This window comes from Actinoallomurus sp. NBC_01490 (genome assembly GCF_036227085.1).
Lineage (GTDB): Bacteria > Actinomycetota > Actinomycetes > Streptosporangiales > Streptosporangiaceae > Actinoallomurus > Actinoallomurus oryzae.
In genome coordinates, this window is record NZ_CP109433.1 from 1,829,832 (window position 1) to 1,852,396 (window position 22,565).

At 69.4% G+C, this 22,565-nt stretch carries 19 protein-coding genes; 11 read left to right on the top strand and 8 right to left on the bottom strand.

From position 1 onward, the window contains the following. Positions 1-28 precede the first annotated feature (28 nt). The 5 genes from OG417_RS09180 to OG417_RS09200 form a co-directional block, all read right to left on the bottom strand. Positions 29-1,696, bottom strand: a complete 1,668-nt coding sequence (locus OG417_RS09180) for a purine-cytosine permease family protein (RefSeq protein WP_329252594.1) — start codon at positions 1,694-1,696, stop codon at positions 29-31. Between the two features lie 343 nt (positions 1,697-2,039). Continuing rightward, the gene (locus OG417_RS09185) at positions 2,040-2,759 is read right to left on the bottom strand and encodes an SDR family oxidoreductase (RefSeq protein ID WP_329252597.1); all 720 of its coding nucleotides are present in this window, start codon (positions 2,757-2,759) and stop codon (positions 2,040-2,042) included. Between the two features lie 11 nt (positions 2,760-2,770). Further along, entirely contained in the window at positions 2,771-3,568 is a 798-nt protein-coding gene (locus OG417_RS09190) for a helix-turn-helix domain-containing protein (RefSeq protein ID WP_329262202.1), read from the bottom strand. A 108-nt stretch (positions 3,569-3,676) separates the two neighbouring features. Next, the gene (locus OG417_RS09195) at positions 3,677-4,276 is read right to left on the bottom strand and encodes a dihydrofolate reductase family protein (RefSeq protein ID WP_329252600.1); all 600 of its coding nucleotides are present in this window, start codon (positions 4,274-4,276) and stop codon (positions 3,677-3,679) included. Positions 4,277-4,415: 139 nt separating this feature from the next. After that, complete coding sequence (locus OG417_RS09200) at positions 4,416-5,507, bottom strand: nitroreductase family protein (protein ID WP_329252602.1); 1,092 nt, start codon at positions 5,505-5,507, stop codon at positions 4,416-4,418. 214 nt (positions 5,508-5,721) lie between these two features. Between OG417_RS09200 and OG417_RS09205 the strand changes: the two genes are divergently transcribed. From OG417_RS09205 to OG417_RS09240, 8 genes are all read left to right on the top strand, one after another. Next, entirely contained in the window at positions 5,722-6,321 is a 600-nt protein-coding gene (locus OG417_RS09205) for a TetR/AcrR family transcriptional regulator (RefSeq protein ID WP_329252605.1), read from the top strand. A 144-nt stretch (positions 6,322-6,465) separates the two neighbouring features. Next, the gene (locus OG417_RS09210) at positions 6,466-7,014 is read left to right on the top strand and encodes a hypothetical protein (protein WP_329252607.1); all 549 of its coding nucleotides are present in this window, start codon (positions 6,466-6,468) and stop codon (positions 7,012-7,014) included. Next, positions 7,011-9,488: an Hsp70 family protein gene (locus OG417_RS09215; RefSeq protein WP_329252610.1), complete on the top strand. Its 2,478-nt coding sequence runs from the start codon at positions 7,011-7,013 to the stop codon at positions 9,486-9,488. The genes OG417_RS09210 and OG417_RS09215 overlap by 4 nt, the downstream gene beginning before the upstream one ends. After that, the gene (locus tag OG417_RS09220; protein WP_329252613.1) at positions 9,488-10,369 is read left to right on the top strand and encodes an OmpA family protein; all 882 of its coding nucleotides are present in this window, start codon (positions 9,488-9,490) and stop codon (positions 10,367-10,369) included. Before OG417_RS09215 ends, OG417_RS09220 begins: the two co-directional genes overlap by 1 nt. 3 nt (positions 10,370-10,372) lie before the next feature. Next, positions 10,373-11,848, top strand: a complete 1,476-nt coding sequence (locus OG417_RS09225) for a hypothetical protein (RefSeq protein ID WP_329252616.1) — start codon at positions 10,373-10,375, stop codon at positions 11,846-11,848. A gap of 15 nt (positions 11,849-11,863) precedes the next feature. Beyond that, positions 11,864-12,748 (top strand): right-handed parallel beta-helix repeat-containing protein, encoded by an 885-nt coding sequence (locus OG417_RS09230; protein WP_329252620.1) that lies wholly within the window; start codon positions 11,864-11,866, stop codon positions 12,746-12,748. Positions 12,749-12,927: 179 nt separating this feature from the next. Continuing rightward, positions 12,928-14,799, top strand: coding sequence for a serine/threonine-protein kinase (locus OG417_RS09235; RefSeq protein ID WP_329252623.1), 1,872 nt, complete (start codon positions 12,928-12,930; stop codon positions 14,797-14,799). A gap of 67 nt (positions 14,800-14,866) precedes the next feature. Further along, a complete protein-coding gene (locus OG417_RS09240; protein ID WP_329252625.1) occupies positions 14,867-15,676 on the top strand; it encodes a hypothetical protein in 810 nt (269 codons plus the stop codon). A 33-nt stretch (positions 15,677-15,709) separates the two neighbouring features. Here the strand turns inward: OG417_RS09240 and OG417_RS09245 are convergent, their stop codons facing one another. After that, a complete protein-coding gene (locus OG417_RS09245; RefSeq protein WP_329252628.1) occupies positions 15,710-16,255 on the bottom strand; it encodes a PadR family transcriptional regulator in 546 nt (181 codons plus the stop codon). A 46-nt stretch (positions 16,256-16,301) separates the two neighbouring features. Beyond that, positions 16,302-17,129: an NAD(P)H-dependent oxidoreductase gene (locus OG417_RS09250; RefSeq protein ID WP_329252631.1), complete on the bottom strand. Its 828-nt coding sequence runs from the start codon at positions 17,127-17,129 to the stop codon at positions 16,302-16,304. A 191-nt stretch (positions 17,130-17,320) separates the two neighbouring features. Here OG417_RS09250 and OG417_RS09255 point away from each other — a divergent pair, with 191 nt between their 5' ends. The 3 genes from OG417_RS09255 (at position 17,321) to OG417_RS09265 (ending at position 20,435) form a co-directional block, all read left to right on the top strand. Then, entirely contained in the window at positions 17,321-18,556 is a 1,236-nt protein-coding gene (locus tag OG417_RS09255) for an epoxide hydrolase family protein (RefSeq protein WP_329252633.1), read from the top strand. 156 nt (positions 18,557-18,712) lie between these two features. Further along, on the top strand, positions 18,713-19,417 hold the full coding sequence (locus tag OG417_RS09260; protein ID WP_329252635.1) for a hypothetical protein: 705 nt from the start codon (positions 18,713-18,715) through the stop codon (positions 19,415-19,417). A 121-nt stretch (positions 19,418-19,538) separates the two neighbouring features. Beyond that, positions 19,539-20,435 (top strand): sigma-70 family RNA polymerase sigma factor, encoded by an 897-nt coding sequence (locus OG417_RS09265; protein ID WP_329252637.1) that lies wholly within the window; start codon positions 19,539-19,541, stop codon positions 20,433-20,435. 247 nt (positions 20,436-20,682) lie between these two features. On the opposite strand, the gene OG417_RS09270 is transcribed toward OG417_RS09265, so the two are convergent. Then, positions 20,683-21,984, bottom strand: a complete 1,302-nt coding sequence (locus OG417_RS09270) for an outer membrane protein assembly factor BamB family protein (protein WP_329252640.1) — start codon at positions 21,982-21,984, stop codon at positions 20,683-20,685. Between the last annotated feature and the right edge of the window lie 581 nt (positions 21,985-22,565).

Here is a 22,565-nt window from a genome sequence, read left to right on the forward strand (position 1 = left end):
GCCCGGTCAGCAGTGCTATGCCCATGGGTCAGCCGACCTCCTCGGTGGCCGCGCCGATGGGGGCGGACACCGTACGAGCCGGGGCCGTGGGCATGCCGAGCGGCACCGGTCCGCCGCCGGGCCGCCAGCTGCTGGGTTTGCACCGGTCGCGGCAGGAGCCCTCGGTGGAACAGCAGAGCGAGCAGATCGTCCCGCCGTGGTACGGGCATGCGGCCATGTCGGCGGCGTCGTACGAGCCCGCGCAGACCGCGCACGGCAGCTCCTCCTCGCCGTCCGGCAGTTCGCTGGTCCGCGCGATGTACCAGCGTCCCCGGGTTGCCGCTGCGATGATGGGAGGCAGCACGAGCGCCAGCACCAGGGCGATGAAGGGCGACAGCGCCGCCGCGGTCGCGCCGAAGGCGCCGTAGTAGGCCACGATCGCGACCGTCGCGGCGATCACCATGGAGCCGAAGCCCACCGGGTTCACGTTGTAGAGGTGGGCGCGCCGGAACTCGATGTGTGCCGGGGACAGCTTGAGCAGCCGCTTGTTGATGAGCAGGTCCGCCGCGAGTGCGGCGATCCAGGCGATGCCGACGTTCGCGTACCAGGCGAGAACCGTGACGATGTGGTGGTAGACGTCCAGCTCCATGAGCACCAGCGCCAGTCCGACCTGGAGGAACACCCACACGGCGCGGCCCGGATGACGGTGCAGCAGCCGGGAGAAGAAGTTCGACCACGACAGCGAGCCCGAGTACGTGTTCATGATGTTGATCTTGATTTGGGAGAGCAGGACCAGCAGGCCCGCGAGCACCAGCGCGGCGGTGTGGTTCCCGGTCAGCCGCTGGTAGACCACGGTGAACAGCTCCACCGGCTCGGCCGCCCGGTCCGGGGTGGTCTGCGTCTCGGCGTAGCCGACCAGCAGCGTGGACGCGAAGAAGATGACGACGGCGAACAGGGTCAGTCCCGGGCCGCCGAGGATGACCGCGAGCCGCCATCGGCCCGCCCGACCCGGCTGGGAGTCGGGCATCAGTCGCAGGTAGTCGCCCTGCTCGCCGACCTGCGCGGCGAGGGCCAACTGGGCGGCGGCGATGGTGAAGACCGCCAGCACTGTCACACCGGTGGCCGCCGTCGCGGGGATGTGCGGATGCACCATGGTGTGCGCGGCGTGCGGGGCGGTCGCCGCGGACCCCAGCGCGACGCCGATGAGCGCCACCCACAGCGGCCAGGTCCAGGCCTGGAACTTCGCGGTGAAGCTCATGCCGTAGACGGTGAGCGGGATCATCACGAGCGCGACGACGGCATAGGACACGTGCGGCTCGAGATGCGTGAGAGCGGTCAGCGCCTGCGCCATGATCGCGCCCTCGTAGGCGAGGAAGATGAGCGTGTACGTGGCGTAGACCAGCGAGGTCAGCGTCGAGCCGAGGTACCCGAAGCCGGCGCCCCGGGTCAGCAGGTCGATGTCGATGTGCTTGCGGGCGATCGCGAAGGCCGCAGTGAGCGTCAGCGGAAACGTCACCGCGGTGGCGACCGCGAAGCCGAGTAGCGCGTTGCCGAACCCGAACGTGTTGACGAACGCGGCGTCGAGGGCGTAGCCGGCCATGGCCGACAACCCGGCCAGGCAGCTCAGGAAGATCATCCAAGGTGACCAGGAACGGAAGGCGCTCGGCGCGTACCGGAGGGAGTAGTCCTCCAGCGCCGGATTGTCCGCGAGATCCATATCGCTCCCTTGTGCGTGGAACCTGCGGGAACGCTAGGGACCGCCCGTTGCCGTCCGATGACGAGGTGATTGCGCGCTGTTACGCCGGAAGTGTGCCGCTGTGACGTGGGAAGACGCGCGGAGTGACGGTGGATGCGCCACCGTTACGGGCGTTCGGCCGGCCTCGCGCGGCAGGCAGAAGTGATAGATGCAGGTGGCCCTGCCGACGGGAAGTCGAAGGAGCCGCACGGGCGTTCGCGGGGCTGGTCGCGCTGCCCGCCGCCGTTCGCTGGAGCGTCTACGGGTCCGGCGCACGCTCCGGAGAGGTCGATGGCCGCGCGCCCGTACGGCGACGATGCGCCGTTCAGAGGAGGAGGCCGCCCGTCGCGCGCAGGTTCTGGCCGGTGATCCAGTGCGAGTCCGGTCCGGCGAGGAAGGCGACGACGTCGGCGATGTCGTCGGGGTGGCCCAGCCGCCGCAGGGCGGTGAGAGCGGCGGTCTGCTCCAGGGCCTCGGGCGGGTTCGACGCGTGGAGCAGGTCGGTGTCGGTCGCGCCGGGGGAGACCGTGTTGACGGTGATCCCGCGTTCGCCGAACTCCCGTGCGGCCACGGCGGTGAACTGCTCCAGCGCGGCCTTGCTCGCGCAGTACAGGGCGTGGCCGGGCGCCGGCAGCGCGGTGTTGAGCGTCGAGAGGTTGATGATCCGGCCGCCGTCGCGCAGCACGGACGCCGCCCGCCGCATGGCGAGCAGCGGGAACAGCGCGTTGACGGTCATCACCCGGCCGAACTCCTCGGCGGTGATGTCCGCGATCGGCGCGCGCGGGTTGATGGCCGCGTTGTTGACGAGAATGTCCAGGCCGTCGCTCACCGGCGCGAACAGCGCGTCGAGCGCGGCGGTGTCCTCCTGGTCGGCGCGCACGGCGGTGACGCCGTCGAGCCGGGCGGCGAGCTCGTCGGCCTCGGCCTTGTTCTCCCTGTAGCTGAACACGACGGTGGCGCCGTCGCGTGCCAGGCGCCGCACGACGGCCCGGCCGATTCCGCGCGAGCCGCCCGTCACGATCGCCGTCTTCCCGATGAGCGTCATGCCTCGGGACGCTAGGGCGCGCGCTGCTCGACGTCTTGAAGGAATGCGAACAACTCGGTGGGCGTGACGCCGCTCATCGCGCGTACCTCGCGGGTGAAGTGCGGCTGGTCGGCGAACCCGCCGGAGGCGACCGCCGTGGCGAGCGTGGCGGACGGCCTGGTCAGCGCGTACATGGCGCGCTGGAAGCGCGCGATCCGAGCCACCGTCTTGGGCGGGAGACCGATCTGGCGCCGGAACCCGAGCTCCAGATACCGGCGGCTGGCTCCGAGCTCGCCGGCGAGCGCCTCGATCGTGAGGCGACCGGCCGGCTCCTGCAGCCTCCACCACGCGCGGGTCACCAGCGCGTCCGGTGTCCGGTCCGGCGCCAGCCAGGCGTCCAGCCGGCGGTCGAGGACGGCGAACCGCGCCGCCGGGTCCGGTGCCTCGCCCAGCTCGTCCACCAGCGGACGGGCACGGCGGCCGAGCAGGTCCTCCAGCGGGCCGGTGACCCCCGTCAGCTCGCTCATGGGCATGCCGAGCAGCGCGAACACGCCGGCGGGCGTCAGCCCGAACGCGACTCCGTGCCGCCAGCCGTCCTCGTACACGGTGGGCGTGGCGCGTGGACCGGTGACCAGCGGTACGGGGCCCGCGAAGTCGATGATCACCGTCGTCTGGGCCAGCGGGAAGAGCCGCCGCCGCGACGGCCCGGCCGTTGCCCGGAAGCCGGAGTATCCCGAGACGAAGGGGCGCAGCCGCGGCTCCGGCAGGCGCGCGACCGCCTGGCACGGTCCCGCTCCCGCGTCCGCCCGCGCCGAGTGGATCTGGACCATCACGCCCCCATCCTCTCCGGCCGGCCACCGCGTGAAAATGCCCCGGGCCACGCGCCGCCCGGGTGCGGAGCCGATGTCACCGGGTGAGGCGGCATTCCCCGGAGCGGCTCACAGGTGCGCCTTGGCGTCCTCGTACGTGCCCGTGGGGACGGATCCGGCGGGGGCGTAGACGAGGTGGAGGACGCCGGTGGTGAAGGCCGTCGAGGAGACCAGCCGCAGCGGGATCGGCTCGCCGTCGTCGAACAGCCGCATGCCGCCGCGGAGCGCGATCGGGTGGACCAGCAGGTTCAGCTCGTCGATGAGGCCGGCGGCCAGCAGCCGGCGGACGATCGAGACGGAACCGCTCATCGCGATGTCCGCCGTACCCGGTTCGTTCTTCAGCGCGGTGACGGCCTCGATGAGGTCGCCTCGTAGCTGCTCGGAGTTGCGCCAGGTGAACCGCAGCTCCTGTTCGGAGACCACGATCTTGCGGGCGTCGCCGAGCGCCTTCGCCATGGCGGCGTCCTCGCCGCCCGCGGCCTCGCGGTCCGGCCACGCGCCGGCGAAGCTGTCGTAGGTCCGGCGGCCGAGCAGGACCGTGTCCGCGGCGTCGAACTGGGCGGAGACGGCGGCGCCCATCTCGTGGTTGAAGTACGGGAAGTGCCAGTCCTGGGGGTTCTCGACGACGCCGTCGAGTGAGATGAACAGACCAGCGGTGATTCTCCGCATCGGGCCACTCCTTGGTCATCGGGTGGGACGTGTCGTACCGGTCGCCTCTTCTGACCGCCGCCGGAGCCGAGACTCATCGCGAGGCGGCGAGAAAACCGGGAAGCCCGCTCTGATGACTCCCCGGTCCAGGGGGGCCGTACTAGGCGGCGACGGAGTCGGTGATCCAGCTGACGTCGTATCGGGGGAGCGCCGGCGCGTCGTGCGCCCCTCGATCATCGGGGTTCAGGACCTGGAAGTGTCCCTTGACGCCGAGCGCGTCGCAGCCGGTCTCCCAGGTCGCGCACCAGATGCCCAGCGCCACCGGGGCGTAGTACCGCGATGCCGTGGCGGCGTAGAAGTCGAAGCGCGTCACCGTCCGTCCGGCCTCGTCCGTCACCGCGGCGCACCGTGTGGTCTGGCTGTTGAGGGTCGAGGGCGACCACCGGCAGGCCTCGTAGCAACGTTCGAACGAGGAGAACGGAGGGGCGTCGACCGCCAGCGGCCGGCGGAGGCGGGAGTCGGCGAAGAACAGCGACGTCAGGGGCAGACGGCGATGTTGCATCCGTTCGATCGCGCGGACGGTCAGCGGCTTGAAGTGTGATCGGTATCCCAGGGCGCAGACGCAGACCACGTGGTCCTCGCCGGGATCGAAGCGGCCGTCCAGGTGCGTCACGATGCCGGTCTGGTCGGCGCCCGGACCGATCCAGCAGGTGGCCACTCCCATTCGCGTGGCATGCAGGACCACCTTGTGCAGGCTGCGGCCGACGTCGATGATCGCCAGACGGTCGTAGTCGCGAGGGGCGATCGCGACGATGAACTCGTGCACGCCCACGGCAGGCCACGCGGTGAGCGGAGCGGCGACGTACTCCAGCCGGATCGGGCTGGTGCCGATCAGGTGATCGGGCCGGGTGTGCTCGCGGATCGCTCGCATGAGCTCCTCCCGGTCCGCACCGGTCAGGTCACGGCGCTGGAAGGAGCGGCAGGAGCGTCGCGAGTGGATGAGGTCGAAGCCGTCGAGATCGTCGCGTCGGCGCGGCATCGGCTCGCGGGGGCGCAGTCCCATCCTCACGGTGATCACGTCGAACGCGGCCACCGCGAGCAGCAGGGCGCCGATGCCGAACGGCAGCCAGAACAGCGGTATGCGCCACGTGCCGATCAATGCCCCGACGGCCGAGACGGCCAGGAAGACGACCGCGACGACCGCGGTGGGCAGGTACTGGAGCCAGCCGGTCCATTGGAGCCGTACCTTCACGCGTAGCACCACGGAACGGAGCGACCTGCCGGGCGCACGCGTGGTGTCGTGCCGCTGCCGGAGTCGCGGCTGAGTCATCATCGGCCTTCCGCCCGCCTCGGCGTGCACACAGGACTCATGTGACCAGACGGTAACCGCGCGTGCCGCTTAATGCAAGTCTTCACTTGCATTAAGCGCGATCTACACTTTGCGAAGACTCCGAACTTGGAGGCATATGCCCAGGCAGATCGACGTTGACAGGCTGTTCGAGACGACCGTCACCGTCTTCGCCGAGCGTGGCTACCAGGCCGCCACCACCCAGGAGATCGCGAGAAGATCCGGTGTCAACGAGGTGACCCTGTTCCGTCGCTACGGGGACAAGGCGGCGCTGATCAACGCGGCGCTGGCGCACGCCCTGGCTCGATCGGCGTTCGCTCAGCTGACGGTCACCGACGACGTCGAGGCCGACCTCGTGGCGCTGGCCCGGGCGTACGTCGAATCGGTGCAGCAGTACGGCGGCGCGATTCTCACCCTTCTCACCGAGGTGCCGCGGCACCCGGAGTTGCGCGACGCGTTCGCCGCGCTCATACCGAACATGCGCAACGCGGGCCAGGTGATCGCGGCGCATCAGGAGCGAGGGCACATGGCCCAGGGCGACCCGATGCAGCTGCTGACGACGTTGATCGCGCCGTTCATGGCGTCCGGCCTGTGGCGACGAGCCGGAGTCGTCGCGCTCGCCTCCGACGACGACCCGAGCGCCGTCGTCACCGCCTTCCTCGACGGCCACCGCGCCCCCCTGACCGGCGCCGCCGGCGAGGTCGCCGACTCGCGGTGACACGCTGACGGAGTTCCCCGACCGCCGGCCCAGGGAGGCTGACGCACGGACTGCGGGACCGGTCCCGGCGTAGTTCTCTTAATCTCCGCGCATGCGTTTTCCGACAACAGCGGCCATGTCGCGCGCGTTCGTGGGGACGGGAACGTGACGTTTCCGGCAAAGTCGATCCGACGCCCACTGGCCGGGATCGGACCCGGGGTCCGGCAGTGGCGGCAGCCGCGCGAATTCCGTATCCGGGCGACCGCCTGGCCGTCCGGTGCCCTGGCGGTCTTCGCCGAATTCGCCGAGGCCGCGGCCGCCGCGGCGGCCACGACGGCTCCGGCCGCGGGCGGGAGCTCGGCGAAAGAGACGGCCGGCCTGTCCGAGCGCTCCGTGGCGGACGTGGCGACCAGCATCTGGCGGCTCCGCGGCCGGCTGGCGAAGCCGTCCGACGGGACGCGATCCCTCACCCGCCATTTCGAGATGGCGTGGGACACCCTCACCGAAGCGGGTGTCGAGATACGTGACCACCTGAACGAGCCCTACGACTCCGGGCTCTCCCTCACGGTCATCGCCTTCCAGCCGGTGCCGGGGCTCGATCGCGAGCGGGTGGTCGAGACGGTCCGGCCGACCGTCCGCCTGAACGACCGAGTGATCCAGGTCGCCGAGGTGATCGTGGGGACCCCCGACGCGCAGAAGGAATCACGTTCATGACGAGAAGCACCATCGACTTCGGTATCGACCTCGGCACGACGAACAGCGCCATCGCCGTGATGAACGGTGTCGACGCCGAGATCATCAAGAACAACGACAGCCACGAGACGACGCCTTCGGCGCTGTGGATCGATCGCCGGAACCGGCTCCACGTGGGCCGGGCAGCCAAGGAACGCAGCGAGGAGGATCCCGCCAACACGTGCGTCGAGTTCAAACTCCGGATGGGCACCACCGGCCGGCCGAAGACCTTCGAGGCGAGCGGCCGGTCGATGGAACCGGTGGAGATGTCGGCGGAGGTCCTGAGGTCCCTCAAGGGCGATGTCGCGCAGCGGCTCGAACACGACCTCCAGGCGGCGGTGATCACCGTCCCGGCGGCCTTCGAGCTGGCCGCCTGCGACGCCACGAGGCGCGCGGCCGAACTCGCCGGGTTGAAACACGCCCCGCTGCTGCAGGAGCCCAGCGCGGCGGCGCTGGCGTACGGGTTCCAGAGCCGGGCCGACAACGTGTTCTGGCTCGTGTACGACTTCGGCGGAGGCACCTTCGACGCCGCGGTGGTCAACGTGCGCGACGGTGAGTTCACCATCGTCAACCACCGGGGCGACAACTTCCTCGGCGGGAAGCTCATCGACTGGAAGATCGTCGAAGAACTGCTCATCCCGGAGGTGGTGAGGAAGCACGGAATCTCCGACTTCCACCGGGCCACTCCCCGGTGGATCGGGGCGATCAGCAAGCTCAAGCACGCGGCCGAGGTAGCCAAGATCCAGCTGTCGCAGGCGCACACCGCGGAGATGACGCTCGACCTCAAGAGCGGCGACGGCCAGGAGTTCGAGTTCGATTACGACCTGACACGCGCCGACGTCGAGCGATTCGCCGAGCCGTTCGTCGTCCGGTCCGTGAACCACTGCCGCCAGGCCCTTCAGGAGAGTGGTCTGGGCCCGGCCGACATCGAGAAGGTGCTGCTGGTCGGCGGCCCCACGCTGTCGCCGTACCTGCGAGAGCGGCTCGCCGACCCCCGCGACGGGCTGGGCATCCCGATCGACCACAGCCAGGACCCGATCACCGTGGTCGCGCGGGGTGCCGCGATCTTCGCCGGGTCCAAGCGTCTCGACACCGTCCTGCCGCCGCCCGCGCCCACCGCCGGCACGTGCGCCGTCGAGCTGGAGTACAGCCCGACGGGTCCGGACATCGAGCCGTTCGTCGGCGGCAGGGTGACCGGGGCGGACACCGCGGGCTGGTCGGTCGAGTTCGTCAACGAGGCCGTGCGGTGGCGCAGCGGAAAGATCGCCCTGACCGCCGACGGAGCGTTCACCACCACGCTGTGGGCCGAGAGGGGACGCGCCAACACCTTCCTCATCGAGCTCACCGACGCGACCGGGGCCCGACGCCAGGCGACGCCCGACCGGCTGACCTACACCATCGGACTCGTCGACACCCAGCCCCCGCTCACGCAGGCGATCGGCGTGGGGCTGGAGAACAACGAGGTCGAGTGGCTCTTCACACGCGGCACATCGCTCCCGGCCCGGCGGAAGGTCGCCCTCCGGACGACGGTCGCCATCAGCCGGGGAGAGAACAAGGGCATCCTTCGCATCCCCGTCCTGGAGGGCGAGCACGACCGGGCCGACCGCAACCGCCGGGCCGGCCGCCTGGAGGTCGAGCCGAGCCAGGTCCGGCGCGACGTCCCCGAGGGGAGCGAGGTGGATCTGACCCTCGTGATCGACGAGTCCCGGATCATCGTCGCGCGGGCGTACGTGCCCCTCCTCGACGAGGAGTTCGAGCATGTGATCAACCTGCAGACGGTGACCGTCCCCGAGCAGGCCGATCTGGCCCGGGACGCCAAGGCCGAGAAGCACCGGCTGGAGACGGCGCGGCGGCGGGTGGAGGAGACCGACGACCCGCGCGCGGCGGAGATCCTCCGGCGCATCGACGAGGAACAGATCGTCCAGGACGTCAGCGCGATGGTCGAAGCGGCCGGCGTCGATCCCGACGCGGCCACGACGTGCGGAAAGCGCCTGCTGGACCTCAAGGCCGCCATCGACGAGCTGGAGGCGGCGCTGGAGTGGCCGCAGCTCGTCCAGGAGTCGCGGGACCTCATGCCGGCCCTGCGGGACTTCGTCATGGCGCAGGGCAACGAGAACCATCGGCGTTCCCTGGCCACCGGCGAGGCCGCGGTACGCGAGGCGATCGCCGCCCACGACGCGAACCTGCTCCGGCAGCGCCTGGACGACCTGCACAGGCTGGCGTCCGAGGTGCTGGACGACTCCGGCGAGCTGCCGTTCCTCGTGTTCGAGGACCTCAAACCGCAGCAGCCGGAGATGCGCGACCCGGCCGGGGCCGCGCAGCTCATCGCCGCCGGTGAACGTGCCGTGGCCAACCGCGACCCCGCCACTCTGCGCGCGGTCAACCACCAGCTGGTCCGCATGCTCCCCGAACCACCGCCCCCGATCGACCCGTTCAGCACCGTACGGAAGCACTGATGACCGATCAGACCGCACTGACGCTCGCGACCCGTGAGGTGGCGCTGGCGCAGGCACGGACCCTGGCGCGGCAGGGCCGCTACAGCGAGGCCGAGCAGATACTCCGCGAGATGGAGCCCGACGTCCCCGTCCTGGACCTGCTCGCGCGAATCCACGCGCAGCAGGGCCTGATCGAGCAGGCGGACGAGTGCTGGGCGGCGGCGGAACGGCTGGCTCCCGGCGCCACGGAGATCACCGAGGGCCGCAGGCGCGTCGCGAGAATGCGCGGCGGCGCGCACCCGTACCGCGGGCGCCTTCTCTTCCGCGCCGGAACGGCCGCCGGGCTGGTCCTCGCGCTCGCCTTGCTGGTGGACACGAGGGTCGAGCTCGGCAGGCACCCGAAGGCGTCCGCGCCGGTGCCGTACGTCCAGCCGTCTCATGCGCCGCCTCGGCCCACTCCGTCGGCGACCGCCGCCCTGGCCGGGATGGATCTCCGGCTGCCCGGCGTACGCGAGCGGCGACGGTCCGGTGAGGTCGAGGTCACCTTCACGAAGGGGCTGTTCCGCGAAGGGGCGACGCTCTCGCCCGGCGGACGGACGGTCCTTCGAGCGCTCGGCGCGCGGCTGCGCCCGTACGGCACGCGGATCTCCGTCGCCGTCATCGGCCACACCGACGGCCTCGCTGTGCCGCCCAGCGGCGACTACACCGACAACCTGGAGCTCGGCACCCTGCGGGCCACGGTCGTCCGGGAGGTCCTCCGCGGCGCGGCCGGCATCCCCACGGCGCGGTTCTCGGTGTCGAGCATGGGCGACGCGATGCCGTTGTTCCGCGGCCACAGCGCCGCCGACCAGGCACGCAACCGGACGGTGAGCCTGCGGATCAGCGCGCTCGGGGAGGGGTGAGCGATGGCGACGGCGTACGAACCGGTCTCCCTCGTCCAGCACGCGGGCCCGGAGCTGTACCGGAAGAACGCCTTCCGGATCACCGGGCTCGGCGTGCACGCCACGGCGCGTGACATTCGCCGGCAGGCCGAGAAGATGCGGGTCGCGGCGCGGCTCGGGACGGGCTCCGAGGCGGCGGTCCCGCCCCTCGGCGAGCCTCCCGACGACACGGCGACGCAGCAGGCCACGCAGCGTCTGCGGGATCCGGTGTGCCGGCTGCTGGACGAGCTGTTCTGGTTCTGGCCCGCGACGGACGGCGAGGCGGACGACGGGATCGAGGCCCTGCGGCGCGGCGACCTCGACGCCGCGTCCCAGAGCTGGCAGGACACGGGAACGACCGTGGCCGTGCACAATCTGGCGGTCCTGAACCACGCGCGGGCGCTCGACCATGACCGGTTCGACGCCCGCGGCCGGAAGCTGTGGAAGGAGGCGTTCGCGTACTGGCGGAGGGTCGTCTCCGACGACAGGTTCTGGGAACTGCTGGAGTCGCGCGTACGGGAGATGGCCGATCCCCGGCTGACTCCGGGCACGGCCGAACGGCTGCGCGCGGAGCTGCCCGTGGCACTGCTGTCGGTCAACGCGCGGCTGGCGGTCCGAACGGCCGGGGACGGTCGCTCCGGCGACGCGGCCGAGCACGTCGCCCTGATGCGCTCATCCGGATTTCGCGCGGAAACGGTCGATGAGGTGCTGCGCGACGCGATCGCGCCCGACACCGCCCGGATCCGGGCGCTGGGAGAGAAGGCCCAGCAGTCCGTCCGCGCCGATCCGCGGCACGGCGCCGAACCGACCTGGCGGTTCCTGGGCCAGGCCACGGCGATCCTGGACCTGCTGGAGTCGCTGCTCCCCGAGGACCACCCCGTACTGTTGGGCGCCCGCGACGAGGTCGCCGGCCGGGTGCTGCCCTGCGTCGTGCCGTACGCCGAGGAGACCGACGACTGGAAGACCGCCACCGAACTGCTCGAACGCGCCTCGGCCATCGCGGCGACGGGTGCGGTGCGGGACCGCCTGGAGGAGAACCTCGAGACCGCCCGCGGCAATCTCCTGTACGACACGTGCTGGTTCTGCCGGGAGAATCCGGCACACGATCCGAGCGCCTACGCACTGAAGATGTACGGCGACGTCGAGCGTGGCTACGGCCGGGTGCGGTGGAAGAACCTCACGATCAACGTTCCCCGCTGTGCCATGTGCAAGAACCACCGGTCCTGGCGCAATGGCGCGGTCGCCGCAGGCCTGGCCATTCTTATCGCCGCCGGGTTCGTCACCTTCGCCGGCGGCTATTCGCTGACCGGCCTTTTCCTCCTCGGCATGGTGTTCGTCGCCTCGGTCGTGGCGGGTGTGACGGGCGGCCCATTCCGCAGAGCGGTGCGGGAATTCCCTCCGGTCCAAGAACGACGCGCCCAGGGCTGGATGTTCGGCGCGAAGCCTCCGGGCGTGAACTGATTGATGAGGAGTTCGATGTCAAAGACCGGCATGATGATCGCGTCCGTGGTCATGGCCACTTCCTGCTCGGCATCGGCCGGCGCCGGCATCACGTCGTCTCCGGCCGCGGCGAGCGTGCGATGCACGCGACACGTGGCCGGCCCGCGGCAGATGCGATCGGTCCGGCCCGGCGATGTCGTCTGCGTCGACAAGGCCGCGGCGGGCCGGAGACTGGTGATCACCAAGGGCGGTACGCCCGGAGAGCCCATCACCTATTCCGGCGGTGGGCAGGCGGTCGGAGGCATCACGATCGAGGCCGACAACGTGATCGTCGACGGCTATGTGATGAACCGCCCCGAAGCGCCGGGCGTCGAGATGACCGGCGACAACATCACCCTGCGGAACACCACCATCACGAGGCCGCGCGGCGGTGACGGGGACGGGCTGCGCTTCTTCGGCGACGACCTCAAGATCCTCGACAACAGGATCAGCGGAACGAGCAACAAGTACGGCCACGCGGACTGCATGCAGACCTTCGCCAGTGACACGCCGCCGAGCCACGACGTGCTGATCGAGGGCAATCGCTGCGAGGGCATCGACAACATGTGCCTGATGGCGGAAGGTCCGAACGACGGGGAGGGCGACGGCGTAGGGCACACCTCTGATTTCACGATCAGGAACAATTACTGCGAAACGCTGAAGGCCTCGCAGAATCTGATGTTCGAGGACGTGCAGAACACCGTCATCGACGGAAATGACTTCGAGGGCGGCCCGGACAAGGCGATCGGTCTCGCCATCGGTTCGACCGGCGCACACGTCGGCCGTCACAACACCATGGGGCCGAAGATCGGATACCTGGTCGGCATCGATGACTCCTCCCGCCCCGGATACGAGGGTCCCGAGCCCGGCGGCCGCCCCTGAGCCGTCCGCCTGACCGGCTGCGCGTCACCGATACGGGTGACCACTGCGCGCCATTCCTTCGCCATTGGCCTTGACAGAAAATCTGGCTGAAAGTCCGGAAGCGTCAGAGCTTGTGCCGTACAGTGGTCGCGTTCGCTTTCGGTGATGCGCAAGTTACGCATTGGTCATGCGGAGTCCAGGTGCAGGCTGGTCAGTTGATCGCGGGCCGCTATCTGCTGGAGGAGCAGGTCGGCGCGGGTGGCGGGGGTACGGTCTGGCGCGCGGCCGACCAAGAGCTTCCCCGGACCGTCGCGGTCAAGCAGGTGCTGTCCGCCGACAGGGGGCATGGTCCCGAGCAGGTCGAACTTCTGCGGCGCGAGGCCAATTTCCTGGCCCAGCTGAACCACCCCCACGTCGTCACGCTCTTCGACGTGGTCCAGGAGGGCGCCGAGTGGTTCTTAGTGATGGAGTACATCCCCTCCGGCAGCCTGGCCGACCAGGGGATGCTGCCTCCCGAGCGGGCGGCGGGGCTCGGCGTCCAGATCGTCGACGCGCTGAAGGCGGTGCACGAAGCCGGGCTCATCCACGGTGACATCAAGCCCGGCAACGTGCTCGTGACGGAGGACGGCCGGGCCAAGCTGGCCGACTTCGGGGCCTCGCGGGCCGTACACGCCGAAGTGACGCTCACCCAGACCGGTGGCCTGGCCGCGGGCACCCCGGGGTACATGGCGCCCGAGGTGGCGAACGGAGAAAATCCGACCCCGGCCTCCGACGTGTTCGCACTCGGCGCCACACTGTTCGCCGCGGTCGAGGGCGAATCCCCGTACGGGCGCGAGCAGAACCCGATAGCGCTGCTCCGGAGGGCCGCCGACGGGCAGATCGCCTCTTCGCACCGGGGCGGCCCGCTGGCCCCGGTGCTGTCCGAACTGATGCGGGTCCGCCCCGCCGGGCGTCCCACCGTCGCGCGGGCCCGCCGGCTTCTCGAGGACGTGGCCGGCGTGTCTCCGTCGGGCGGCGGTGCCATTCCATCGGACACCGGGTCCGGCGGGACCGATCAATCGGATCCCGAGCCGCCTCCGCGGTCGTCCAGGCGCCGCGCCGCCGTCATCGGGATCGCGTCCGTGGTGGCGCTGGGCCTGGTGGCCGCCATCGTGTCCTGGACGGCCTTCGATCCGTCGCCCGGCAAGACGCGGCGGAAATCGACCCCGACACCGACCCGGACGGGCGTGCCAGCGTTCTTCGGCGATCCGCACACGGTCGATCCCTGCGCCCTTCTGAAATCGGCGAAGCTCGGCCGGTTCGGCAGTACGGAGGTCGACACCGCCTACGGCAACTTCAATCGGTGTGACTACCTCGTGCATCCGCACGGCGGCGGTGAAGTGGACGTGAAGGCGGAGTTGCTCAACCCGGACCCGAGCATGGAGGTCTCCGGGCGACCCGACAAGAACGGTATCCACGTGTTGAAAGAGTCGGACTCGGACGGCTCGTGCTCCCGGATGCTGTTGCTCCCCGACAAGAACCGGGTGGACATCAAGTCGCAGTTCGACGGCAGGATGGCGTCGAAGAAGCTCTGCGCGATCACCGAGACCGCGGTCGAAAGCGCGGTCGCGGTGCTCTCCCGCGGCCCGATTCCCCGGCGGACCACGCCTCCGGTGAAGGCGTCGCTGTTCTGGTCGGACGCCTGCGCGCTCGTGGACTCGACGGCGCTCTCCCGGTTTCCCGGCGTGGACGCCACAGATCCCGAGATCGAGTTCGGTAACTGGATGTGCCGTTGGGGAAGCACGACCCACCATGACGACCTCATGGTCATGTTCGATCAGTACGGTCCGATGACCGCGGATGACGGCCGCCTTACGAAGCTCGGTGGGCACCTGGCATACGTTCAGCCGAACGGTTACGGCGAAAAGACATGTGCCGTCCGGGTGCCTTATCGCACTTTCACCACCGCGAATGGGAACCAGAAAACAGAGCTGCTACTCGTCGTCATCGGGGGCCGGGGAAGCGCGGCCTGGCGCTGCCGCGTGGTCACCAACGTCGCCGGACCCATCATCGCCAATCTCCCCCACACCTGACCCGGTCTCGGGAGGGGTCCCGGAAGTCAGGGGGCATGCTGCCGGAAACCCATTCACGGAGGTCGAAGTGAGCAACGGACAGGGGATTCCGTACGGCCGACCGCTCGAGGCCGGGCACGCCAGCCTGGCGTTCGGCGTATCCTCGCCGAAGCCGGGCGATCTGTACGCGCTGGCGATCAGCGGTGGCATCACGGTCCGGCCGCATGAGGGACGCACCGTCGTCTTCGGCCGCAACCGCCCGGACGTGCACGTCTGCATCGGGGAGAACGACCTGCGGGTCAGCCGCAGTCACGGCCTGCTGACCTGCCGCGATCGCCAATGGTGGGTACGGACCACGGGCCGCCTGCCCGTACGGTTCCCCGACGCGCGACTGCTGTTCGCCGGGGACGAACCCATCCCGCTCGCCGAGGGATACACGCCGTTGTTCGTCCGCGGGGCCAGCGGCCGTGAGCACCTGCTGGAGCTGTACGTGGCGGGGTCGGACGAACAGCGGTCGACGTCGCGGCACCGTGACCCCACCCAGCCACCGCGGACCTGGCGGCTCACGCCCACCGAGCGCCTGATCCTCGTCGTCCTCGCCCAGCGGTACCTGCTCCACGCCCCGAACCCGCAGCCGATGGCCTGGCAGCAGGCGGCGGAGCACCTCAAGGAACTACAGCCGGACGCCGACTGGACGGCCAAGAGCGTCGCCCACAGGGTCACGACCGTCCGCACCCGGCTGTCCAAGGGCGGCGTGCCCGGGCTCACCCGGGAAGAGGTCGGCGAGCCCGTCGGCAACAAGCTGAACGAGAACCTCATCCATGAGCTGATGGAGAGCACCGCCATCGTCCCGCGGGATCTCTCGCTGCTCGACGACCCCGGCGGTCCGGAGGCGTAGGGTGGGCCGACCCGGCGCGGCAGGCTCGCGTTCTCACTCGGCCTTCGCCGCCTCGACACGCGCCTGGAACTGTTCGCGGGCCCAGATGTACCAGTCACGGCGCATCGCGAGGAAGCGTTTGCCGTATTCCATGGTCAATCGTCCGTTGTCGGCGAGCGCGCCGCCTTCCTCCCACGGCACGGTGTTCTCCAGATTTTGGAGTTCCTTCGTGCGCTCGGTCAGCGCGTCGGCCATCCGTTTGAGGTAGTCCAGGGCTTCGTCGGGCTTGATCTGGTTGAGGAAGAAGATACGCAGCAGTGGTTCGTCCCGTGGGTTCGGCTTCGGCGGGACGTCGATCAGCCAGTGACGCAGTTCGGCTCGTCCGGCCTCGGTGATCGCATACTCCTTGCGGCGGCGGGCGCCTTCGGCGGAGACCTCGATCAGGCCGGCCTCGGTGAGCCGGGCGAGCTCGCCGTACAACTGGCTCTGGGTCGCCTGCCACACCGTCCCGAGCGAGATCTCGAACACCTTCAACAGGTCGTAGCCGCTGGCGCCGTCCAGCTCGGCGATCAGCCCCAGCATCGCGTATCGCAGACTCATGACCTGGATCCTACATGTCTATGTTGACATCTCGCGAGTGAAAGTTTTAGTTTTCACATGTCTGTTCAGGAATGTTGTGGCGCTCGCGGTGCGTGCCGGGGTTCGGCGTCGTGTAGTGGATGCGGATGCCTTCCTCGCCGGGAGCGTGGGCCGGGCTCAGTACAAGGTGTTCGTCGTAGTCCCCGCCGTTCTGGTAGCGGAACGGAATCGGCTCGGTGTCGGGGAGGGTGAGCAGCCGGTTCCGCAGGCGTTCGGCCGCCACCTCGTACTCGGCGGCGGAGAGCCGGACCGCGTCATTGACGACCACCGGCGGGACCACGGTCATGCCGGTGTACCACAGGGTGCCGTGGAGGACCGGGAAGAGCACGTCGTTGATGTCGCCGTGGATTCCGCGCGGTCCGGTCGTGGCGGCGTTGGCTCCGACGGTGGTCACCACCATCGCGCGTCGGCCGACCAGGCCGCCGCTGCCGTACCGTAGCGCCCGGCCGGTTTCAGGGTCCAGGACGCCCTGGGCGAAGCCCTGGACGAACAGCCGGTCGAACCAGCCTTTGAGGATGGCCGGCGGGCCGAACCACCAGAGCGGGAACTGCACGATCAACGTGTCGGCCTGGCGCAGCTTGTCTTGTTCGCGGCGGATGTCGTCGCTGAGCGTTCCGGTCTCCAGCGCACGCTGGGATTCGTTGAGGACGTCGAGTCGTTCACCGGGGTCGTGGCCGAAGTCGCCATGGTCGACCACCGGGTTCCATCCCATGGCATACAGGTCCGACTCCACCACCTCATGCCCGTGTTCGCGCAGAACGGCGACTCCCTCGTCGCGGAGTGCACCGTTCAGCGAGCGCGGGTCGGGATGAGCGGATACCCACAACACCTGCACGCAGAGGTCCTTTCTCGAACGAGGAGTACCGACCTTTGCGATGAAGGGTCCGACAAACGCCCCGAAATGCAACAAGCCAGCCGGCGGTCCCTCCCGCGATGTCGCGCAGGCTCATCTCCTGGTTGCGGGGGTGCAGGGCCACGGACAGCATGTCGTCGTCGGTGACGCCGTTGAACGACTGGAGCCATGCCATGACCATCCCGCACGCCGTCCCCTTGGAGCCCACCCGGATCAATGTGTCCGACGAGGTCCTCGATGACCTGCGCGTCCGTCTCGCACTGACCCGTCCGCCGCTGGACGAGGGGAACGAGGACTGGTCCTACGGCGTCCCGGCCGGCTATCTCCGTGAGCTGGTCGCCTACTGGCGGGACGGCTACGACTGGCGCAGGGCCGAGGCTGCGATCAACGCGTACGAGCACTACGAGGTGAGCGTCGCCGATGTCCCGGTGCACTTCATGCACAAGCCCGGCCGCGGCCCCCGCCCGATCCCGCTGATCCTCACCCACGGCTGGCCGTGGACGTTCTGGCACTGGTCGAAGGTGATCGACCCGCTCGCCGACCCGGCAGCGTTCGGCGGTGACCCCGCCGACGCGTTCGACGTCATCGTGCCGTCCCTGCCCGGCTTCGGTTTCCCCGGGCCGCTCACCGGCTTTCCGGACGTCAACTTCTGGAAGGTCGCCGACCTCTGGCACGCTCTGATGACCGAGACCCTGGGATACGAGAAGTACGCCGCCGGGGGCTGCGACATCGGCGGGATCGTCTCCAGCCAGCTCGGCCACAAGTACGCCGACGAGCTGTACGGCATCCACATCGGCTCCGGGCTGCCGCTCGACTTCTTCACCGGCCCCCGTGCCTGGGACTTCGCCCGGAATCGGCCCCTCACCGACGATCAGCCCGCCGATGTCCGCGCCCGCATCATCGAGTTGGATCACCGCTCGGCGTCCCACCTCGCCGTACACATGCTCGACGGCGCCACCCTGGCCCACGGGCTGAGTGACTCACCCGCCGGACTGCTCGCCTGGCTGCTGGAGCGCTGGAACGCCTGGAGCGACAACGGCGGCGACCTCGAGTCCGTCTTCACCAAGGACGACCTGCTCACCCACGCCACGATCTACTGGGTGAACAACTCCATCGCCACGTCGATGCGCTACTACGCCAACGCCAACCGCTACCCCTGGGTCCCCGCCCACGACCGCACCCCGGTCGTGCAGGCCCCGGTCGGCCTCACCTTCGTCGCGTACGAGAACCCGCCCGGCATCCACACCGTCGACGAGCGCGTCGAGGCGTTCACGGCCGGCCCGCAGGCCGATTGGTTCAACCACGTCAACGTCAACGCCCACGCTCACGGCGGCCACTTCATCCCCTGGGAGAACCCCGACGCCTGGGTGAGCGACCTGCGCCGCACCTTCCACGACCGCAGGCCCTGAACGACCCTGCGGGCTCGCCTGGCGACGGGTGACGCGTGTCGCGGCTTCATAGCTCAGGTCGTACATGTCTATATTGACATCTCCCGAGTGAAGGGTTTAGTTTCCACATGTCTGTTTAGGAATGTCGTGTGGCTCTCGAGACGGGAAGGCCCTTTCATGCTGTTGCGCTACGTCCGTATGTACGCGCCCTGGATCCTGCTCGCGGTCGTGAGCGGCTGGAACGACCAGGCCGGTGCCATCACCGGCCTGGTCGCGGCCGCCTTGTTCCTCGTCCAGGACCTCCGCCGCGGTCACCGGGCCGACTCATTGATGCTCGAGATGTCCACCACGGTCTTCATGGTCCTGCTCACCGCACTCGCCCTGGCCGCTCCCCACTCGGCCGTGATGAACTACGGCGCGTCCATGGCGATCGGCTGGCTCGCCCTCACCGCCTGGGGCACCGTGCTCGCCGGCCGCCCCTTCACCGAGGGCATCGCCCGCCGCGGGGTCTCGGCCGACATCGCGGCGACAGACCTGTTCAAACGCATCACCCGGACCATCGCGATCGTCTGGGCCGCCGGCTTCACCGGCACCGCGATCGTCCTCACCTTCATCCAGCACGCGGCTCCGGACAACACGCTGCTCCTGGTCATCGCGAAGATCTGCGGCTTCACGATCCCCGCCGTCTTCACCGCTCGCTACCCCGAGGTCGCCCAGAAGCGCTACTTCGCCGAACTCGGCATCGACAACCCGCCCGCACCCGCGGCGCCGACGCCTCAGCAGATGCCCCACCAGCCGATGCCTCACCCGGGCGCGCCCCGCGCACAGCATCATCCGCAGGCCTACCCGAACCCGCAACACCCGCGGCCGAACCGCTACTGATCGGTTCTCACTCCGGCGGAGCCCACCACACAGCGGCAAGTCCACGTCCATTTTCCGGTCGGACTTATCTCGGCAACGTATTCGTCGAAATCTGCGTGAAAGAGCAAGTCGGGGAGGCGAGATGAACGTCGTGCAGTCAAGCGGTAAAAAGCGCTCCGCCGCTGACCGGTTTCAGGCCCGCAACGACGATTTCTTCGTCCGGCGCAAGGAACTGCAGGCTCGGATCGCCGGCCTGAGAGCCCGGGTGGGCGCGGACGAGCGGGACGTGACATCGGAGGTCGCGTTGCGCCGCGCCGAGCGCGAACTCGACGATCTCACCTATGAGATAATGACCGCGAACTGTGGACTGGTACGCCGATACGTCGCCGCTTTCGCGTCACGTTCCACCGGGCACAGCGAGGATTTCGAAAGTGCCGGCAATGTCGGATTGCTGTGTGCCATCTCGTCCTACGACCCAGACCGTGGCCCATTCGCGAACTGGGCGTTCAAGCCGATCCAGCGGGAGGTCCTGCGCGCGGTGCGGGACGCCGACCACCCCAACCTCAACCTCGGTGACTTCGAGAAACGCCCGATCGTCCTGGCCGCCAAGCAGGCCTTCTTGGAGGAGTTCGGGGCCGAGGCCGCACTGGACCACGCCGATATCGCCCGGCGTGCCGGGCTGACCGAGGCTCAGGTCCGTCGCGTTCTGGAGGCACCCCGGCTGGACAGCCTGCAGGCGTCGGCCGTCGTCCAGAGCGAGGGCATGATCGCCCTTGAGGAGCAGGTCGCGGACCTGTCGCTGAGCCCGGAAGACGAGGTGCTGTTGCACTCCCAGCTGCGTACCCTGGTCGACCGGGGATGGCCGACCCTCGACACCCGCGAGCGGTATGTGCTCACGCGGCGGTTCGGCCTGGACAACATGCCCGAGCAGTCGTTCCGCGTCATCGGCGAGCAGATCGGTCTCTCCCGCGAGGGCGTACGGAAGATTCACCAGAAGGCGCTCGCCAAGCTGAGCGGGCCCATCGCCGACGCGAGCTGACCGCAACCCGTCACTGGGGCGAGGCGACCCAGTGACGGGTTGCGGGCTTCCCGGGCGCAGGGACCTTCCGCGCACTCTGAACAGCACCGCGTCTCCCGGTTGGCGACCAGAGCCGCACTGCGAAGGCAGGCCGGCCGGACCGAACGGGACGCCGCCCGGCCGGCGGAGCGCATCCAGTCCCGCCTCCATCTCAGAAAGATCGTCTTCACGCCGTGGCGGTCGCACGAGCCGGAGACCCGGTCGGGAACTAACCCAGGGCGTACGCGCTCGGAGTCTCCGTCTTGGCCGACAGCGAGACGCCGAAGATCCGCGAGCCGTCCCAGTACATGCGGCTCGTCTCTGGTGCGAGGATGAAATCCTGGGAGTACGCGGGTCCGATCGGGGTCGCCTTGCCGTCGGTGATGGCGAGCCGGAACACCTGCGGTGGGTTCTCGTACGTGCCATTGATCATCGCGAGCACTGCGTCGCCGTCGAAGGCCACCGGAACGCTCGTCACCTCAGGGCCGAGCGATGTGGCCCAGCGCTGCCGGCCGGTCGCGAGGTCGAAGGCCATGATCTTGTTCGTCTCGCGTGTGCTGCTGACGGTCTCCGCCGACGTGCCGACGACGAGTGTGTCGGAGGAGACGGCCGCATGGATGAGATCGTGGCCGGCGTGGGAGTAGCCGCTCATGTCGAGCGTGCCCCAGGTACCCGTCTGCGCGATCGTCGCCTTTACGCGGAACGCGTCGTCGAGGGAGATGAACGCGCCGTGGTCGCCGCTGCTGCCGCTCAGCACGACAGGCCGGGTGGACAGGAACTGGACGTTGGCGCTGCGGACGTCCGAAGGAAGGGCGACCGGTGCCTTCTTGGCGACCGTTCCGTCTCTGGGCGACACCTGTGCCACGGTCACCGTGTCGTCCGAGTCCAGGCCGTCGAAGAGCACCATCGCGGCACCAGCGCCCGGCAGCAGGTCGCTGACGACATGGCGGTCACCGACGGCCGCCTTCACATCGAGCCGCCAGCGCTGGTGTCCGGACAGGTCGAAGCCGGTGAGGCCGCCGTCGTACTCGATCACCGCGGTGCCGTCGATGACCTCGGCACTCATGGTCTTGGACCCGAGGCCGATGCCGGACGGGAGCGTGCCCTGCCCGCGCGCCCGGCCGGTGGCCAGGTCGATCAGCGCGAACTCCTTGCACTTCGTGACGGTGTCGCCGTCGTCGGGGCCGAACCCGATCACGCCGACGTTGCCACCGGTCTCCGTGCTCACCCCGCAGATCAGCGACGGGTCTCCGCCAGGGAGCGGCGGGGACGACATCTGCCAGCGTTGCCGTCCGGTGCGGGAGTCGTACGCGACGAGCCCCTGAGGCGCGACGGCGACCGTCAGGTCGGTGGTGTGCCAGCCGCCCAAGCTGTAACTGGACAGGTCCTGCGAGGCGTGTCGGCTCTGCCAGAGCACCTTGCCCTTCAGATGGCCGCTCTTCCGTTGAGCGCCTTCCGACAGGCCGCCCCGCGCGGTCGTTCCGCCGTCACCGCCGGCGCTGAAGATCGCGTATCCGGCGGCCCCGATCACGACCAAGACGAGGACGGCGATGACGACCGGGATGAGTCGCCTGGCCCCGCCCTTCTGGCCACGGGGACCTGGCCCGCTGGGGCCGCCCGGTCCAGGCGTCCCTTGGGGCCCCTGGGGCGGTGCGCCCGGGCTATACCAGCCGGGCTGTTGCGGGGGGTGACCCGGTGGAGTGCCGGACGGCCGCCCGGTCGCTTCCTTGGACGGGCTCCAGGTTTGTGTCGTCTCGTATCCCGGCGCGGGCGTCGGAGAAGAAGACTGCCGACGGCTGTCGGGGCCGCTGTTCGAAGGTCGCGGCTCGGGTGACGTCACGGGCGAAAAGCCTCCCAACACGACAAGTGCGCGAGGAGACCGAATCAAATCCTTGCTCGAATATCGGTGCGTCGGCATCGACCCGGTCTCATGGGTCTCCGTTGAGATCGGGGTCCGCGGCACGAGGCCCAACGGCTCCCGATCGTGGTCACTGGAAGAGTCCGGCGCCGACACACAAACGCAACCAGAGCCGATCACCTTTCCCCAGCGGATCAGCCCAGCTCGACAGCCCGGGTGGTCTTGCCACGAGTGGAACGGCCGGAAAAGCCGAT

Excerpts from the sequence above, each read along its gene's own strand:
- OG417_RS09205 (WP_329252605.1), top strand. The coding sequence starts at position 5,722 with ATGCCCAGGCAGATCGACGTTGACAGGCTGTTCGAGACGACCGTCACC.
- OG417_RS09180 (WP_329252594.1), bottom strand. The coding sequence starts at position 1,696 with ATGGATCTCGCGGACAATCCGGCGCTGGAGGACTACTCCCTCCGGTAC.
- OG417_RS09255 (WP_329252633.1), top strand. The coding sequence starts at position 17,321 with ATGACCATCCCGCACGCCGTCCCCTTGGAGCCCACCCGGATCAATGTG.
- OG417_RS09260 (WP_329252635.1), top strand. The coding sequence starts at position 18,713 with ATGCTGTTGCGCTACGTCCGTATGTACGCGCCCTGGATCCTGCTCGCG.
- OG417_RS09185 (WP_329252597.1), bottom strand. The coding sequence starts at position 2,759 with ATGACGCTCATCGGGAAGACGGCGATCGTGACGGGCGGCTCGCGCGGA.
- OG417_RS09215 (WP_329252610.1), top strand. The coding sequence starts at position 7,011 with ATGACGAGAAGCACCATCGACTTCGGTATCGACCTCGGCACGACGAAC.
- OG417_RS09245 (WP_329252628.1), bottom strand. The coding sequence starts at position 16,255 with ATGAGTCTGCGATACGCGATGCTGGGGCTGATCGCCGAGCTGGACGGC.
- OG417_RS09190 (WP_329262202.1), bottom strand. The coding sequence starts at position 3,568 with ATGGTCCAGATCCACTCGGCGCGGGCGGACGCGGGAGCGGGACCGTGC.
- OG417_RS09220 (WP_329252613.1), top strand. The coding sequence starts at position 9,488 with ATGACCGATCAGACCGCACTGACGCTCGCGACCCGTGAGGTGGCGCTG.
- OG417_RS09265 (WP_329252637.1), top strand. The coding sequence starts at position 19,539 with ATGAACGTCGTGCAGTCAAGCGGTAAAAAGCGCTCCGCCGCTGACCGG.
- OG417_RS09230 (WP_329252620.1), top strand. The coding sequence starts at position 11,864 with ATGTCAAAGACCGGCATGATGATCGCGTCCGTGGTCATGGCCACTTCC.
- OG417_RS09195 (WP_329252600.1), bottom strand. The coding sequence starts at position 4,276 with ATGCGGAGAATCACCGCTGGTCTGTTCATCTCACTCGACGGCGTCGTC.
- OG417_RS09225 (WP_329252616.1), top strand. The coding sequence starts at position 10,373 with ATGGCGACGGCGTACGAACCGGTCTCCCTCGTCCAGCACGCGGGCCCG.